The 15,908-nt window shown below is 30.8% G+C and carries 23 protein-coding genes and 1 tRNA gene; 16 read left to right on the plus strand and 8 right to left on the minus strand.

The genetic code is table 11. From position 1 onward, the window contains the following. Positions 1 to 53: 53 nt before the first annotated feature. On the minus strand, positions 54 to 584 hold the full coding sequence (locus ABXQ82_RS02500; RefSeq protein WP_367054392.1) for an HAD-IIIA family hydrolase: 531 nt from the start codon (positions 582 to 584) through the stop codon (positions 54 to 56). Further along, positions 574 to 1,332 (minus strand): DUF2520 domain-containing protein, encoded by a 759-nt coding sequence (locus ABXQ82_RS02505; protein WP_367055038.1) that lies wholly within the window; start codon positions 1,330 to 1,332, stop codon positions 574 to 576. The genes ABXQ82_RS02500 and ABXQ82_RS02505 overlap by 11 nt, the downstream gene beginning before the upstream one ends. 58 nt (positions 1,333 to 1,390) lie before the next feature. Between ABXQ82_RS02505 and ABXQ82_RS02510 the strand changes: the two genes are divergently transcribed. Then, the gene (locus ABXQ82_RS02510; RefSeq protein ID WP_367054395.1) at positions 1,391 to 1,777 is read left to right on the plus strand and encodes a group III truncated hemoglobin; all 387 of its coding nucleotides are present in this window, start codon (positions 1,391 to 1,393) and stop codon (positions 1,775 to 1,777) included. Positions 1,778 to 1,878: 101 nt separating this feature from the next. Here the strand turns inward: ABXQ82_RS02510 and ABXQ82_RS02515 are convergent, their stop codons facing one another. The 3 genes from ABXQ82_RS02515 to ABXQ82_RS02525 are packed head-to-tail and all read right to left on the minus strand — an operon-like array spanning position 1,879 to position 3,677. After that, positions 1,879 to 2,370: a GNAT family N-acetyltransferase gene (locus ABXQ82_RS02515; RefSeq protein ID WP_367054398.1), complete on the minus strand. Its 492-nt coding sequence runs from the start codon at positions 2,368 to 2,370 to the stop codon at positions 1,879 to 1,881. Next, complete coding sequence (locus ABXQ82_RS02520; protein ID WP_367054401.1) at positions 2,370 to 2,996, minus strand: hemolysin III family protein; 627 nt, start codon at positions 2,994 to 2,996, stop codon at positions 2,370 to 2,372. The genes ABXQ82_RS02515 and ABXQ82_RS02520 overlap by 1 nt, the downstream gene beginning before the upstream one ends. Positions 2,997 to 2,999: 3 nt before the next feature. After that, entirely contained in the window at positions 3,000 to 3,677 is a 678-nt protein-coding gene (locus tag ABXQ82_RS02525; protein ID WP_367054404.1) for a DUF4294 domain-containing protein, read from the minus strand. A 103-nt stretch (positions 3,678 to 3,780) separates the two neighbouring features. Here ABXQ82_RS02525 and ABXQ82_RS02530 point away from each other — a divergent pair, with 103 nt between their 5' ends. From ABXQ82_RS02530 to ABXQ82_RS02545, 4 genes are all read left to right on the plus strand, one after another. Continuing rightward, positions 3,781 to 4,869: a M42 family metallopeptidase gene (locus ABXQ82_RS02530; protein ID WP_367054407.1), complete on the plus strand. Its 1,089-nt coding sequence runs from the start codon at positions 3,781 to 3,783 to the stop codon at positions 4,867 to 4,869. Between the two features lie 101 nt (positions 4,870 to 4,970). Continuing rightward, positions 4,971 to 5,044 (plus strand) — tRNA-Arg (locus tag ABXQ82_RS02535). Between the two features lie 43 nt (positions 5,045 to 5,087). Further along, positions 5,088 to 5,342 carry a GIY-YIG nuclease family protein gene (locus ABXQ82_RS02540; RefSeq protein ID WP_367054410.1) on the plus strand — a complete coding sequence of 85 codons (255 nt, stop codon included), beginning with the start codon at positions 5,088 to 5,090 and terminating at the stop codon, positions 5,340 to 5,342. 268 nt (positions 5,343 to 5,610) lie between these two features. Then, positions 5,611 to 6,798, plus strand: a complete 1,188-nt coding sequence (locus tag ABXQ82_RS02545; protein ID WP_367054413.1) for a tyrosine-type recombinase/integrase — start codon at positions 5,611 to 5,613, stop codon at positions 6,796 to 6,798. Here the strand turns inward: ABXQ82_RS02545 and ABXQ82_RS02550 are convergent, their stop codons facing one another. Continuing rightward, on the minus strand, positions 6,799 to 7,050 hold the full coding sequence (locus ABXQ82_RS02550) for a helix-turn-helix transcriptional regulator (protein ID WP_367054416.1): 252 nt from the start codon (positions 7,048 to 7,050) through the stop codon (positions 6,799 to 6,801). It abuts the gene before it with no gap. A 116-nt stretch (positions 7,051 to 7,166) separates the two neighbouring features. Here ABXQ82_RS02550 and ABXQ82_RS02555 point away from each other — a divergent pair, with 116 nt between their 5' ends. From ABXQ82_RS02555 to ABXQ82_RS02605, 11 genes are all read left to right on the plus strand, one after another. Beyond that, positions 7,167 to 7,574, plus strand: coding sequence for a hypothetical protein (locus ABXQ82_RS02555; protein ID WP_367054419.1), 408 nt, complete (start codon positions 7,167 to 7,169; stop codon positions 7,572 to 7,574). 76 nt (positions 7,575 to 7,650) lie between these two features. Continuing rightward, positions 7,651 to 8,316, plus strand: a complete 666-nt coding sequence (locus tag ABXQ82_RS02560; RefSeq protein WP_367054421.1) for a hypothetical protein — start codon at positions 7,651 to 7,653, stop codon at positions 8,314 to 8,316. Positions 8,317 to 8,327: 11 nt separating this feature from the next. Next, positions 8,328 to 8,936: a hypothetical protein gene (locus ABXQ82_RS02565; protein ID WP_367054423.1), complete on the plus strand. Its 609-nt coding sequence runs from the start codon at positions 8,328 to 8,330 to the stop codon at positions 8,934 to 8,936. A gap of 14 nt (positions 8,937 to 8,950) precedes the next feature. Beyond that, a complete protein-coding gene (locus tag ABXQ82_RS02570; RefSeq protein WP_367054426.1) occupies positions 8,951 to 9,628 on the plus strand; it encodes a hypothetical protein in 678 nt (225 codons plus the stop codon). 2 nt (positions 9,629 to 9,630) lie between these two features. After that, entirely contained in the window at positions 9,631 to 10,125 is a 495-nt protein-coding gene (locus ABXQ82_RS02575) for a hypothetical protein (protein WP_367054428.1), read from the plus strand. 181 nt (positions 10,126 to 10,306) lie between these two features. Next, positions 10,307 to 10,660, plus strand: a complete 354-nt coding sequence (locus ABXQ82_RS02580; protein WP_367054431.1) for a hypothetical protein — start codon at positions 10,307 to 10,309, stop codon at positions 10,658 to 10,660. 81 nt (positions 10,661 to 10,741) lie between these two features. Beyond that, entirely contained in the window at positions 10,742 to 11,443 is a 702-nt protein-coding gene (locus ABXQ82_RS02585) for an AAA family ATPase (RefSeq protein WP_367054434.1), read from the plus strand. 202 nt (positions 11,444 to 11,645) lie between these two features. Beyond that, complete coding sequence (locus ABXQ82_RS02590) at positions 11,646 to 11,897, plus strand: hypothetical protein (RefSeq protein WP_367054437.1); 252 nt, start codon at positions 11,646 to 11,648, stop codon at positions 11,895 to 11,897. Between the two features lie 512 nt (positions 11,898 to 12,409). Further along, positions 12,410 to 13,462, plus strand: a complete 1,053-nt coding sequence (locus ABXQ82_RS02595) for an AAA family ATPase (protein WP_367054439.1) — start codon at positions 12,410 to 12,412, stop codon at positions 13,460 to 13,462. Then, on the plus strand, positions 13,449 to 14,108 hold the full coding sequence (locus ABXQ82_RS02600; protein WP_367054441.1) for a GIY-YIG nuclease family protein: 660 nt from the start codon (positions 13,449 to 13,451) through the stop codon (positions 14,106 to 14,108). Before ABXQ82_RS02595 ends, ABXQ82_RS02600 begins: the two co-directional genes overlap by 14 nt. Before the next feature lie 278 nt (positions 14,109 to 14,386). Beyond that, entirely contained in the window at positions 14,387 to 14,641 is a 255-nt protein-coding gene (locus ABXQ82_RS02605) for a GIY-YIG nuclease family protein (RefSeq protein ID WP_367054410.1), read from the plus strand. A 201-nt stretch (positions 14,642 to 14,842) separates the two neighbouring features. On the opposite strand, the gene ABXQ82_RS02610 is transcribed toward ABXQ82_RS02605, so the two are convergent. Together ABXQ82_RS02610 and ABXQ82_RS02615 are read right to left on the minus strand one after the other, a co-directional pair. Beyond that, positions 14,843 to 15,289 carry a hypothetical protein gene (locus ABXQ82_RS02610; RefSeq protein ID WP_367054443.1) on the minus strand — a complete coding sequence of 149 codons (447 nt, stop codon included), beginning with the start codon at positions 15,287 to 15,289 and terminating at the stop codon, positions 14,843 to 14,845. Positions 15,290 to 15,366: 77 nt separating this feature from the next. Then, positions 15,367 to 15,888 carry an Hsp20/alpha crystallin family protein gene (locus tag ABXQ82_RS02615; protein ID WP_367054446.1) on the minus strand — a complete coding sequence of 174 codons (522 nt, stop codon included), beginning with the start codon at positions 15,886 to 15,888 and terminating at the stop codon, positions 15,367 to 15,369. Positions 15,889 to 15,908: the final 20 nt, after the last annotated feature.

Genomic DNA, 15,908 nt, shown 5'->3' on the forward strand with positions numbered 1-15,908 from the left:
TCTTAAACTGCGACTGCAAACTGCAAACTGAAGACTGCATACTGCATACTAAATCAATCATACTTCGCATCAAAATTACCGCTCCACTTTCCTTGAACTTTCAACACCTGTTCAATAACATCTCTGGCTGCACCTTTACCTCCTTTTTTATGGGACACATATTTAGATACCGCTTTAATTTCTGGAACTGCATCTTGCGGACAACAAGGTAAGCCAATGCCTTTCATTACGGGATAATCTGGAATATCATCGCCCATATATAAAGCGTTTTCAGATTTTATGCCTTTTTTAGAAAAGTAGTCGTCTAGCTGTTCGATTTTATTGTGAGCACCTAAATAAATATCGGTTATTCCCAATCCTTTTAAACGCAAACGTACGCCTTCGTTACTTCCGCCAGAAATGATACAGACGTTAAAACCTCTATCCACAGCGGTTTTTAGCGCGTAGCCATCTTTAATATTCATAGTTCTCAGCATGTCGCCGGTTGCAGTTACATGCACAGTCCCGTCGGTTAAAACACCATCAACATCAAATATAAATGTGGTAATGTGGTTTAAATATTCTTTATAACTTTTATCTTCCATGGGTGTCTTTTATAGATTGCGTTAGTAAGTTGTAAATGTCCTTATGTTGGTCGTTTTTTAAAAGCTTTAAATGCTTTTTTATCGTCTTTTTGTCGTTGCGTTTTGCAGGGCCTGTTTGCGCCAAATAAGGCGACATGTTTTGAACTTTTTTTGCGGTTTCTAAAATTAACGGTTTTAAGAAATCGAATTCCGCTTCTTCAGATTCTGTGATTTCGTGCGCAACTCGATACAACTGATTTGTAAAATTATTTACAAATACCGCTGCCAAATGTAAGGTGCGTCGTTGTTCACTATTTACTTTTCTCACGGGACTTCCAACTGCAACTGCCAATGCTTTTAGAATAGGATAATCTGTTTTTACCAATGTCTCGATGCAAATAGGGACGTTCACAAAATCCATCTCGGCAGATTTGCTAAACGTTTGTAACGGATAAAAAACACCACGTCTGTTTTTTGCATTCAAATCATGAACATTTACACTTCCAGAAGTGTGCACCACTAATTTATTTTCAAATGGTAATTGTGATGATATATCAGCAATAGCATCATCGCTAACTGCTATAATATAAATATCGGCATCTTGTAACGTATTTAAATCATCAGTAATGGCAACATCATTTTTAAAAGGTTCTATCGCGTCTATACTTCTGTTAAACCATTGTTTTACAGCGATTTGATTTGAGTTATTGAAAGTTTTAAATAAATGTGTGGCTACATTGCCAGCACCAAGAAGTGTTACTGAAATCATATGGCTAAAATACATAAGTAATATCATTTTTAAAAGGACAATGTTTTATCTTTGAAATATGAAAAAAGCAGATATTAAAACCAGGGAAGATGTGTTTTTACTTGTGTCCTCTTTTTACGAAAAGGTTAGGAAAAATGATGTTTTAGGACCATTTTTTAATGACACCATAAAAGATTGGGATGCCCATTTAGAACACCTTACGACGTTTTGGGAAGCTAGTTTGTTTCTAAAAACACGTTATACGGGAGATCCAATTGAAGCGCATATAAAAGTAGATAAGGCGTTTAATCACACAATTACAGAACTACATTTTGGTATTTGGTTGAATTTGTGGTTTGAAACTATCAATGAATTATTTGAAGGCGATTATGCCGAAAATGCAAAACGTCGCGCTAGAAAAATGGGAACGTTTATTCACTTGAAGATTTTTGAGGCTAGAGGTTAGTTGTCGTTCAGAGTGGTAGTGAAGCATTTCAGATAGAACTTTTATAATTTCATTTTATAGATTCTTCAGTTGTTCCTCCTTCTGAATGACAAAAAAGAATTTCAATCTAATTCTTTCTCCATTTTAAAATCATCCATAACAAAACCATTTCCTATATCAATAATAATTTCTCCTCGGTTTTTAAACCCTAATGTTTCATAGGCTTTTATAGAGTTAAGGTTGTTTTTATTTACAGTTAATGAAATAGATTTGCATTTCAATTCTTTAGCTTTTTCTTCAACAAATTCTAGTGCTTTTTTTCCAAAGCCTTTACCACGATATCCTTTCAAAATGTAAAATTTGCTTAAGAATAAACTTTGATTTTCTTTTTTAATTGAGATATAACCAATTTCAGAATCATTAGAAAGAATCAAATAATATTGAAAATGGTCACTAATTTGCTGTTCCATAAAATCAGCAGTCTGAAACTTTTTCAGCATATAATCCACCTGTGGTTTTCCTATGATAGCTATGTAATGTTCTCGCCAAATAATATGGGCTAATTTTTCAATTTTTATAAAATCTTGATATTTTGATACTTTTTGAATATCCATTAGATCACATATAAAAATATCATAAAGAAATGAAAAATGGCGCCTGCTAAAACAAACAAATGCCAAATCACATGGTTATAAGGAATCTTATCAAAGGCATAGAAAATAATACCAACAGTATAAGATAAGCCGCCAGCAAAAAGGAATAATATGCCATTATAGCCTATAAGGTCAGATAAGGTTCCAAAATCAAAAACAATCAACCAGCCCATGACTAGATACAGCAAGGTTGAGAAAATTTCAAATTTACCGGTAAAAAACAGTTTTAAAATCACACCAAAAAGTGCAATTCCCCAAACTGTATAAAATAAAGTCCAACCTAAACTTTGTTCCAACGTAATCAATAAAACGGGCGTGTATGTTCCAGCAATCAATAAGTAAATGCTGATATGATCTACAATTCTAAAATAGTGTTTCCTAACATCGTTTTTTGTAGCGTGATATATGGTTGAAGCGGTAAATAAAACGATTATTGAGATGCCATAAATTATAACGCTTATTAAACTGTAGTCTGTTTTTTTAGTTTCAAAAACTATTAGGAATACAAGCGCAACACTACCAAATAAAGCACCAATACCATGGCTTAGGGCATTAAGTTTTTCTTCAAAATATGTTTGAATTCTCATCTGTTAATCTTCAGTTTTGTTGTAAATCCACTTATCGGTTAAGTCGTAAAAGTCTATGTCTAGCTTAGATTTTTGACGTACTAAACGTCCGCTTTGAAAGTTACGTTGTAAAATATCTTCAATAAGAAAATCTTCTTTTTCGTTCCAGGGATCGTATTCTTTTTTTAGGGAGATATCAAACATGCTTGCGGTGGTATTGTACCAAAATGCACGCCAACCGGTTCGTAATTCTTTAACTAAATCGAAGGTGGTTCTTCCTGTTTGTCTGTGGATTAATTTTACTAAAATTTGTCCTTCGGTACGCGTTAGTTTTTTTAATTCATCCGAAAATTCCCCTTCAATATATTTCTGGATTTTTTTTGTATAGCGCTTTTTATGACGCCTTTTGGTTAACGTTTTTAAGTGAGAGGACAAGGAATCTAAACGTTCGGCGGCTAGCTTTGCATATGGATATACTTTTATGGTTTTCCGTCGTAATATTAAATAGCGAATTCTATCTTTTTTACTATCAAATTCTAATTTATGAAGTAACATCACTTCAGCCAAATCTATCGTTGTTCTTGGAACAGAATCGCCTTTGATAATTAAGTATTTCACATCGGTTGAATCTTTCTCAAAATCGTTTATTTGAGTAAATCCAAAAAAAGGGAGAAATATAAGTATGTATTTAAAATAGTTCATTATAAAATCATTGGGCAATAGCGAGACCAAAATTAATAATTTACATTCTGTTAAACATCCATTTCGTATTTATATTATTATTTTAGTGCAAAATCTATAAAACATGGCAAAAAAGAGTATTCTAACAAATAAATCGATTAAATTTTTAGAAAAATATTTAAACAATGCTTCGCCTACGGGTTACGAATGGACAGGGCAAAAATTATGGATGGAGTATCTAAAGCCATATGTAGATGAATTTATTACAGACACCTATGGAACAGCGGTTGGGGTTATTAATCCGAAAGCAAAGTATAAGGTTGTAATAGAAGGACATGCTGATGAAATTTCGTGGTACGTCAATTATATTAGTGATAACGGATTGATTTACGTGATTAGAAACGGAGGAAGTGACCACCAAATTGCGCCAAGTAAGGTGGTTAATATTCATACGAAAAATGGTATTGTAAAAGGTGTTTTTGGTTGGCCTGCAATTCATACCAGGAATAAATCGAAGGAGGAACCTCCAAAACCAGATAATATTTTTATTGATTGTGGGTGTGCCACAAAAGAGGATGTTGAGAATTTAGGCGTTCATGTGGGTTGCGTGATTACATACCCAGATGAATTTCATATTCTAAATGAAGATAAATTTGTGTGTCGTGCTATTGATAACCGCATGGGCGGATTTATGATTGCGGAAGTGGCTCGATTGTTAAAAGAAAACAAGAAAGAATTGCCATTTGGGTTATACATTACCAATGCTGTTCAAGAAGAAATTGGATTACGTGGTGCAGAAATGATTACCCAAACCATTAAACCAAATGTTGCGATTGTTACCGACGTAACCCATGATACCACCACGCCAATGATAGAAAAGAAAAAGGCGGGACACTTAGAAATAGGTAAGGGACCAGTTGTGGCTTACGCACCAGCAGTACAGCAAAAGTTACGAGATTTAATTACAGATACGGCCGAGGAGAAGGAAATTCCGTTTCAGCGTTCTGCATTATCCAGAGCAACAGGGACAGACACAGATGCTTTTGCTTACAGTAATGGTGGCGTAGCTTCGGCGTTAATTTCCTTACCTTTAAGATATATGCACACCACAGTAGAAATGGTGCATAGAGATGATGTTGAAAATGTTATTAAGTTGATATACGAGACGTTACTAAAAATTAAAGAAGGCGACACTTTTAGTTATTTTGAATAGCTGAAATTTTACATAAAATACGAAACAATTATCTTGTTTTATAATTAAGATGTTTTATATTTGCACACCTAAAACAAAAAATATTTTTGTTTTTTGGTTGAGGGCTCTTAGCTCAGCTGGATAGAGCACCTCCCTTCTAAGGAGGCGGTCGAAGGTTCGAATCCTTCAGGGCTCACGAAAAGCTTCACTTTAAAAGGTGGGGCTTTTTTGTTTAAAAAATGGGACATTATACCTACATATTACATTCAAAAGAAATAGACCGCTATTATGTCGGTTTTACAAGTGATGCCTTAAAGGAAAGGTTGCGAAAACACAATACAAACCATAAAGGTTATACGGGAAAAGCAAATGATTGGGTTGTTGTTTATTTTGAAACTTATAATTCAAAAAAGGAAGCTTACGCAAGAGAGCGTGAGATTAAATCCAAGAAATCTAGAGACTACATTGAAAGACTGATTAGCTCAGCTGGATAGAGCATTCCGCCTTAAAGCGGAACGGTCGAGGAGCCTGTGCCGATTTTGATTCGGTATTCGAATCCTTCAGGGCTCACGAAAAGCTTCACTTTAAAAAGTGGGGCTTTTTTGTTTTTTGTGGGTTTTGGTATGCTTCACAAGAGATATAATGGATAAAGCCATTATACCAATTCAATCAATTATTTAAGCAATGTATGCCTTTTTAGGTATGCAATTAGGCACCCATATTATCTTCGGGGTACCCACTTTAATTTCAAAATAGACACTTATGAATAATTATAAAATCACTGTATTATTCGTAATACAAAGGAACAAAGTAAATGCGAAAGGATTATGTCCTATAAGATGTAGAATTACCTACCAGAAAAAAAGAAAAGTATTTTCTATAGGATTATTTATTAACCCTAATTCTTGGAATAGCAGTATTCAGAAAGCTAAACCCCCCAACAAACAAAATAATATTATTAACACGCAGTTAAGCCTTATTAGTCAAAAGATTAATGAGGCTTTTTTAATGCTTCAAATTTTACCGAGTAAGTTTGATGTGGATGATGTTTACAGAAAATTTAAAGGAGAAGACTCTAAAGAAGAAATAACAATATTAGGTGCTTATGACTTGCACAACGAGAAAACTAAAAAATTAATAGGTGTTGATTTTAATGAGTTATCTTGGAGTAGATATGTTGAAAGTAGAAGGAAAGTAGCCGAGTTTATTAAAATGTTTTACAATAAAAATGATGTTAAGCTTAATAATTTAGATTTAAAGTTTATTAAAGATTTAGAGTATTATTTTAAGACTGAACTACATTTAAAGCAGGCTACTGTTTATAGAAGTATGCAACGTGTTAAAAAAATAATTCAATTTGCAATAGCAGAAAACTATTTAAGTAGAGACCCTTTTAATCTGTATAAAAATAAAAAACACAAGACTAAAATTGTTTATTTATCAGTTGAAGAATTAGCTATGTTGGAAGCACATACCTTTAGTCAATTAAGGTTACAAAAAGTTAAGGATTTATTTGTATTCTGTTGTTATACTGGGTTAGCATATAATGAAATGGCAACATTATCTCATAATCACATACAAATTGGCTTTGATGGTAACGAATGGATTGAAATGTATAGACAGAAAACTGGTTCTAAAATTTCTGTGCCGTTACTTCAAAAGGCAAAAGTAATTTTAAGCAAATATAATAATGAACTTCCTAAAATTTCAAATCAAAGATTCAACTCCTATTTAAGAGAAATTGCTGAAATTCTTGGAATTGAAAAGAAATTAACTCATCACATAGGGAGAAAAACCTTTGCCACTAGTGTATTACTGTATAATAACGTGCCTATTGAAATAGTATCAAAACTATTAGGTCACTCAACTGTATCTGTAACACAAGCTCATTATGCCAAAGTGGTACAGAAAAAAGTTAGTTTAGAAATGGAGAGGTTGAATAAGACTTGATTAAATTTCAATATCAAAAAAATCTTGTAATGGTACTTCAAGTGTTATGGCTAGTATGGATATAGTCACAACATTTGGAGTAACCTTACCTTTTTCAATTTTATATAAATATTGCCTATCTTTTCCTACTGATTGAGCTAATTGTGTTTGGGTAATACCTTTTTCTTTTCTAAAAAAGCGAACTCTTTTTCCAATTTCCTTGGGAATGGAGGCTTTTAGCTCTTCTAGTTTTTCATCAGACAATTCTACCATGAGGTAAAATTCCAATTTGAAAAAATAAATATTGTAACCTTAGAATACTACATAATTATTTATATTTACCTGTATTAGTATTCATCTATATTAATTTAAAATAAGACCTATTAGTTATGAAAATAAAAATAATTAGTTTGTTGATGATTATGTTTTGCATAGTGCTTTGGTCTCAGCAGTCTAATCAAGAAAAAACAGACCCAGATGAATTATTAGAATTTTTAGAAATTAATGAAGAAGATTTTTCTAAAAATAAACCTAAAAGGAATTCTTTACTTCAAGGAAGAAGTCTGGGTTATTCTGAACAAAATAATTTAGGAAAAAGCAAACATGATGAAAATTATAAAAGTGGTCTTGATTATTTTATGGAAGATAATCCATATGAAGCAGATGAAATTTTAAATAAAAGTTTAGAAGAACATAGAACAAAAGAACAGTCTAGATTTTACTTCAAATGGGGCTTAGTGTTTACGATATTGATAAGTGCTATTTTAATAGCGTATTTTATAATTAGAAAAAAATGAAAATGAAGGCTCGGAAATTCCTTTAAAATCTTATTAATTTCCTAATCAATTGAAGTACACAAAAAATTAAATAATCATGGAAAATTTTTTACTTAACATATTTGCAATAATTGGTGTTTTTATTGGTGGATATCAACTTATACTTTTTTTAGCAAAAAAAAATGAAGAAAAAAAGAGGAAGGATGATGAAGTATGGGAGTTAATAAATAATAGTAGTGAGTGTCGTACTTATGCTTCTAATCGTGTTCTATCTCTTGATGAAATTAGAAATATTCAACGTCTAAAAAAGGAAAGAATTAAATTATTTAAAATAATTGAAGAACCAACTAATAGAAAAGAAGCTCAGGAATCTATTAATGAAAAAAAACAAAGTCAGCTAAATGAGATTAAGGATTTAAAAAATAAAAGAAAAATTGGTTATAAATATGAAATTGAAATTTTTGAAATTTTTGACACATATTATAAACTAACTAAAGATGAGATTGTTGAAGGTTTTATGAAGGAATTCTCTACCAACAGGACAAAGGCTTCGGAAATTTTTCAGGAGTGCTATAATAATTGGTTAGTTACTAAAGTTTCTACTAGAGTGCCGAATGATGAAGTATTTTTTAGGGTAGGTTTAATTTTAGAGTCTGATAGACATAAGTTGACTGAAAATGATTTAACTAGAAAAGAATGGCTTAAAAACAATAATAAAGTGTTAGAACATAGAATTAATTTAGAAAACGATTTACCTTTTTAAAATTGATTAAAATGAAAACATTTATTTTTGATTTAATGCCAAAGATTAAACGGTATTCTAAAGAGTTAGATGATTTAACACTATTAAAAAATAAAAACTGGGTAGCTGTTAATGAATTAGATGACCAAAAGACAGTTTACATTTTTGATAAAAAGAACAGATTGATTGTTTCTAATTCTGGAGAGGTTACATTAGGAGAGTGGAGCTATCTTAATAATAATTCTGTATTGATATCATTACGTGACAGTTCTTTTTTGCTAAATCATGGTTTTTTAGATGATGTTTTTTTAATCTTAAATCAAGATGGAACTGATAAATATGCACTGTTTATTAATGAGAATGAGTTTACAAACGCACTAATTTCTATTGATGGCATTCAAAATTATCTAACTAATAAATATTTAAAAAACAATTTCACAAGAGCAAATTATCGTACTGATTTCCCAATGGGAAGGATTTTTTTAAAGATAAACCCATTAACCCTAAACGAAGAGGGGCGTTATAATGATGTTCAAATAAGAGATTTAAATAAAAAAGGGAAATTATTGTCTTACGATAAATTAGTCAGTGTTAAGGACAAAAAAACTTATTTTGTGAAAGATATACTATTTGATAATTGATTTCAATATAACAAATGACCATAACCCAATTCAACAACCTAAACCGCAAACAAAAACTACTAGCTATAAATACCAAAGGTATAGAAGTAGCAAAAGATTTCACAAGATACGGCGAAATTAAACTCATGACATGTTACGCTATTGACAACTTTTTTGTTGAAATTGTTATGCATGTTGCAAACCAAGATATTGAGGAAGTAGAGGCATTTGTTGATGACGAAAGGTTAGACAGGTACACACATATTGGGATGCGGGGTATTTTAAATGATGACCCTGTGTTTTTTAGTATGGTAAAACCTGTTGCTGATAAGTTAAGAATAGAATTTAAGGATTTTAATTATAATAAAGCCCTTACAGTAAAGCTTGCAAAAGCTATAAACACTTTAGATGCAAACCTTTTGGAAGATTTATTTGATGAAGATATTGTTTACGAAGCACAAAAACCATTATTTGCAATCAGAGGCAATCGTCATATCATAGGTTACTTGTATATGTTGTTCAGGAAACTAAAAGCTAAAAATAGACAGTATTTTGCTGAATTAAGTCATTATAAAAATGATAAACATAAACCATGTATTATTATATATACTGGCAATAAAAATAACAAAACTGCTATAGTCATGGTAAATGCTATAGATAATAAAATTAATAAGCTGTACTACTTTACAAATAAATCTGTATTTAAATTTTAGTTATGAATAGAATATTTTTTATCTTAATAGTATTAACTTTTTTCAATTGTATAGAAAATGCCAAGCCAAAAACACGGATTGAAAGCTCTTCACCAGAATTTGAAAATTTTAACCTACCATTTAACCCAGAAGAAAAGATTAATACTATTTTAGAGCAACAACATGCCAATGCATTTTATGATTATGTTGATTTAGTGGGGAATACGGTCTATATAAAAAGTAGAACAACACCATTTATCACAATATTCAATATAAATAATGTTACTGTTAACGTTATCGAGGATAAAAACGGCAATGGTGTTTCACCGTTTAAGGTGGTTTTTAATTGCAATGATATATTTCATAATTGTATTGCAGTATATAGAACAGATGGGTATGTAAGGAAAACTGCTAATCTGGATGATGTAATTATTTATGTTGATGATATTATTGCAGCTAAAAACATTTCAACTAGTTTTGAGTATTTAAAACTAAATTTAAATAGTGTTTCTGAATAGATTTATTTAAAACTTGGCAACTTGTCAAGCCATATTACCAACTTCACTTCTAAATATTTTTTTCAATTTTTTTGAAGAAGTTTTTGTAACCAAGAGTGTCCTTTAATTAGATGCAAACCCCTCCCTAGATTGGAGGAATGGCATAGAGCCTCCCGTCATTGTTTAATTAAATATTATTATCATGGTAACAATTAAAAATTTTAAGAAACGAGAAGCTAAAACAGGGGATGAATTTTTTGTATTAGTTCTTGAAGGAGGAATAACTCCTGTAAGAAGCAAAGAAACTGGGCGCATGTATTTTACACAAAAAACGTGTACTGTGCCAACAACATTTGATGAAGATACTTGCAATCAATTAATTGGTCAGGAATTTCAAGGAGAGATTGTAAAAGTTAAGGTTCCTTCATTTGAGTACGTATTACCTGAATCTGGGGACGTAATTACATTAGAACATAGATGGGAGTACAAAGATGAAACCATCGAAAACCAACAAATTATTGAAGAAAATGTAATTTCAGAAGAAGAAGTTATGTGATTAAAACTAAAGGGGCGAAAGCCTCTTTTTTTAGTTATATATAATAACCAAAACAATATACAGGAACTTAAAAATAATAATATGCAGTTATTACCATCAGAAAGAAAGCAAACTAAAATAAAAATGGCATTGCAAGGAATCTCAGGTTCGGGAAAAACAATGTCAGCTATTTTACTGGCAAAAGGACTTACAAATGATAATTTAAGTAAAGTTGGAATTATAGATACTGAAAGAGGGAGCAGTCATTTGTATGCCCATTTAGGAAGCTATAACGTGTTAAAGTTAGAGCAACCTTGTTTACCAGAAAAGTATATAGAAGCAATTGATATATGCTTAACAGCAGGTATGGAAGTAATTGTAATTGATGGCATCAGCCAATGTTGGAATTATCTATTAGGCTTACACGCTAGTTTAACTGGAAATTCTTTTACTAATTGGAAAAAAGTAACAGCAAAACAAGATGTATTTATAAATAAGATATTACATGCTCCTGTACATATTATTGTTACAATGCGAAGTAAACAGGCATACGTACTTAACTTAAAAAACGGTAAATATATACCAGAAAAAGTAGGGTTAAAAGCAGTACAACGTAATGATGTGGACTATGAGTTTGATTTAGTTTTTGATATAGATATTAAGCATTTTGCAGTTTCAAATAAGGACAGGACTAATTTGTTTACAGATAAACAAGCATTTGTAATAAACTCTTTAACAGGAATGAAAATTCGTAATTGGGCTTTAAGTAATGAGAATCTAAAACAAATTAAACAAGAAATATAATTTTTTATATAATCATTCTAAACTTAATTACTTCATTCTGGTAAACATTACTCATAGGAAACCCAAACTTGTAAATAAAGAGTTTAGCGTTTCCTAGAGTAAGTTATTCCCAATAAACCACATTTAAGAGCCTTAAATAAGTTTTACTAAAAGCTAGATATTATTATACATGGCTATAATCTTTAAATTAATCAATAATTTTATGGAAAACGATTATGTTGCTCTTTTTAAATATTGCAATAAAAATTCATTGCTTATATGTACTTGGTATGGGGTTTTGAAAACTTTGTTTACCCCAATAACTGTAAAAGTTTGTAAAGATATTGGGCATTTGAAAAAAGGAGATTATGCTAAGGTATCTGAAATCAAGCTTTCCACTTCTGGCAAAACTGTATTTATAATTGATAATAAACCTTTTTATTACCACAGCTTTGATATACTAACATATCTTTAAGAATATGTTTTAATTAATAGCTGAAATTAAAATCTATAGATGTACGTTATTTTGGATTTTCTTTACTCGATTCTTTTGAGACTTTTTCGTACTAAAATAAAAATACTGAAAAGAATCAGAAATATATACATTGCATACACTTTGTGCATTTCAAAATATTATTTGCTTTGTGCAGATTGTGTATGTAGTGTACGTATTTATTAATACTTTTAAAGATATTAACAGATAAGTTAATAAGTTTTTGAATTAATACTTTTAAACATCCCTTTTTTTTAAAATATTTGCAGTGTTCAAAGAGAACAAATTCTTAGACACTTACAACTTCAAAAACGAAACATCTAAATGTAAAATTTGTTTCTAAAAAGTGTCTTCATTACAGTTATACATTTTTATAGGGTAGATAAGTATGTCTTATTTGGAAAGCTTTTCAAGCATTTCTTAATACTTCTATTTGTGTTTTTAACTGTTTGAATATTTTTATTTCATGCCGTTATGGCAAAAAAACAATTAAAATGAAGACAGAAGTTGTCAAAGAGAAAGGTTATTTAACCTTTGAAGAAATCGTAAAGTTATACGATAAAGAACCACCCATAACTTACTTATGGAGTGGTATTATTGAGAAATCCATTGGGATGTTTTTTGCTCCACCTAAAAGTGGAAAATCAACGCTATGTGAGTGTTTAGGTATGCACTTAGCAGTTGGAAGAAAAGAGTTTATGGGTTTTGAATTAGACGGAAAGCCAAGAAAAATAATGTTTATTGGTCTTGAAGAAAGTTGGATTATGAGAGTGAGGCGCAACAAAAGCCAATATCAAACACTTACTGAGCCAGAAAAACTATTATACAATAGTAATTACACTTATCAACCAACAGAGTATTTAAGATTAGTATCTAACGACAAAGACTGGGCAAGACTTAAGAAAACTATTAAAGATTCAGGTGCAGAGATTGTGTTTATAGATAGTATCACACGTCTCAATCATGGTAGTTTAGAAAAGAGTAGTGATGCTGAAAAAATAATGTTGAAACTCAGAAATTTATGCTTGGATTTGAAAATTACCTTGATATGTATCCACCATACACCTAAAATAGGAAATAGACCATTAACTATGGATTGTATGAAAGGAAGCGTTGTTTTTGCACAAGAGGCAGATTTTATTATTGGATTGCGAAATACCAATAATAAAGTGAGGTATTTAAAAAATATAGAGTTTAGATATAAGGAAGTTGATGATTCTGTAATTCATCAATTCAAATTTACTCAAAACTCTACAATTGATTATCAAGGAACTAATACTGAATATGAGTTATTGGAAGCAACAGACGGAAGACGTGCAGATAACCATCGTGACGTTATTATTAAAAAAATTAAAGAACTTGAATGCAAAGCTTTATCGACTAGTGATTTAGTAACAATTCTAAAAAAAGAATTAGGAATTGAAGAGCGTCAAATTAAATCATTATTATCTGATTTAGTTGAAAGTAAACTTATAAATAGACCAAAACGAGGGTTTTATTCTTCTGTTAATTGTACTAAAATAGATTTTGGAGATGAAGAAGAATAACCCAGAAAGGATAATTTATAAAGTAACACATAAGGAAACAGGAACTGTATATATAGGAGCAACAACAAGAAATTTGGAAGACAGGAAGAAAGACCATTTAAAAAAAGTTTCTGCAAAATCGAAAAAGCCATTACATAAGGCTATAGCTAGTTATGGAGCAGAAGCTTTTACTTGGGAATCTATTGATACAGCTATTACTAATAATGAGTTAGCAGAAAAAGAAGTAAATTATATATTTAAGTTTAGTGAAGATACAGAATTATATAATCAAAGTAGAGGGGGAGAAATTCAAAAGGAATTATATAAGTACGATGCAAAGACTTTAAAATTAGTTGCGCAATATAGCAGTTTAAGTCAAGCTGCAATATCTATAGGTTACACTAAACAAGCTTTAAGTAAAGTGTGTTTAAGTGTTAACCAGAAACTTGATAATTACTATTGGAGCTATAAATGCTCAGAGTACCATAAACCTATAGCAGATAAAAGAAAAAAACAGGTGTTTCAATATTCAGTAGATGGTATTTATGTTAATAATTACAAGTCTATTGCAGATGCAAATAGGCAAACTAAAGTTAATAAAACCTCAATAGCAAAAGCATGCAGAGGTGAACGTAAAACTGCTGGCGGTTATCTTTGGAAGTACTAGTAATAATAATTAGAAAATTAAAGGTAGTGTAAAAGCTACCTTTTTTGGTTAATTATCAAAAAAAAGTATCAAGAACTCATAGTATTCAAGTAAAATACCAAATTGCAATATATTTTAAAAACGTTTAAAAATTAAACTAAAAGGCATGCTTTTAGGCACACCATTAAAAGTAGAGTAGTGATAAGCATTGTAAACACTATAAGGATAGGTTAAGGTTCGAATCCTTCAGGGCTCACGAAAAGCTTCACTATAAAAGGTGGGGCTTTTTTGTTTAAAAAATGGGACATTATACCTACATATTACATTCAAAAGAAATAGACCGCTATTATGTCGGTTTTACAAGTGATGCCTTAAAGGAAAGGTTGCGAAAACACAATACAAACCATAAAGGTTATACGGGAAAAGCAAATGATTGGGTTGTTGTTTATTTTGAAACTTATAATTCAAAAAAGGAAGCTTACGCAAGAGAGCGTGAGATTAAATCCAAGAAATCTAGAGACTACATTGAAAGACTGATTAGCTCAGCTGGATAGAGCATTCCGCCTTAAAGCGGAACGGTCGAGGAGCCTGTGCCGATTTGGATTCGGTATTCGAATCCTTCAGGGCTCACAAAAAGCTTCACTATAAAAGGTGGGGCTTTTTTGTTTTTAGGGTTTTCCTTATTCTTATCTTTGTTTTTTGCACCAAAACACTCTAAAAAATACACCTAAAACATTTCATGAGTTCTTTATTTTTTATCGCAGCAGGCGTTTTTGTTTCCCTTCCTTTATAATACTTTTTATAAGTGCAAATAGTTGCGATTTTAAAGTTCTGTAGTTTTCTAAAAAACGACTTACTTTAATGATAAGTTTTCTATGTTTATCTTTATAAGCTTTTTCCTCTTTAAGCTGGTTTATGCCATCTACCATAATTTTAAGTTCTTTTTCATGGTTAATTATGGTCTCAATCAATTCCTCAGTTTCTTTTTGTTGCTTGCCTAATTGCTCAATAATTTTTTTGCTCTTTGTAAAGTATTTTGAATCTATAAGCTGAAGGGTGTACGATTTTACCAAATCATCAAAAAATAGCTGCTCGTCTTTAGCGAACCTTAATTCGGATAACCATTTAATAGAACTGTTATGCATAGTCTCTGCGCTTAACCATGCTGCATATTTTTTTACTTTAACCTGTTTTGTTTTCATTTTGATTCATTTTAAAATTTAAAAAAAGCAGAAAGTAGTTTTAGAAACAACAACTACTTTCTGCTTTTAAAAAGTTATTAAAGTACTTCAATAACTTTTTTAGGTACTTCTTTTACAATGGCTTCTTCTTTTTTTAGTAGTTTAATTTTTAGAATACCATTTTTGTAAACTGCTTTTACATCTTGGTCTAAGTCAATAGAAGGTGGAAGTGCTAAGGTTTTTTCAAAGGATTTATAACTAAACTCTTTACGGGAATAATAGTCTTTTTTTGTATCTTCTTCTTTGGCTTCTTTTTCAGCACAAACATGAAGCACATCTTCTTCAATAAAAACTTCAAAATCTTTTTTGTCAAAGCTTGGAGCTGCAAATTCAATTTCAAAATCCTTTTCATGCTCTTGCACATTCATTGCTGGCATTAAGCTATTTTCTTCTAAGAAATCATCATTGAAAATGTCGTCAAATCTTGTGAGATTATTTAAGTTTGAATTAAATAATCTGCTTCCCCAAGGTCGTAATAGACTATTTCTCCAAGGGGTAAGTAATTGGTGTTCTAATGGAGATAAACCGTCGCGTCTTCTCTTTTTCATTAATGTTGCCATAATAATATCTGTTTAGGTTA

Origin of the sequence: Algibacter sp. 2305UL17-15 (genome assembly GCF_040720935.1) — a bacterium.
GTDB lineage: Bacteria > Bacteroidota > Bacteroidia > Flavobacteriales > Flavobacteriaceae > Jejuia.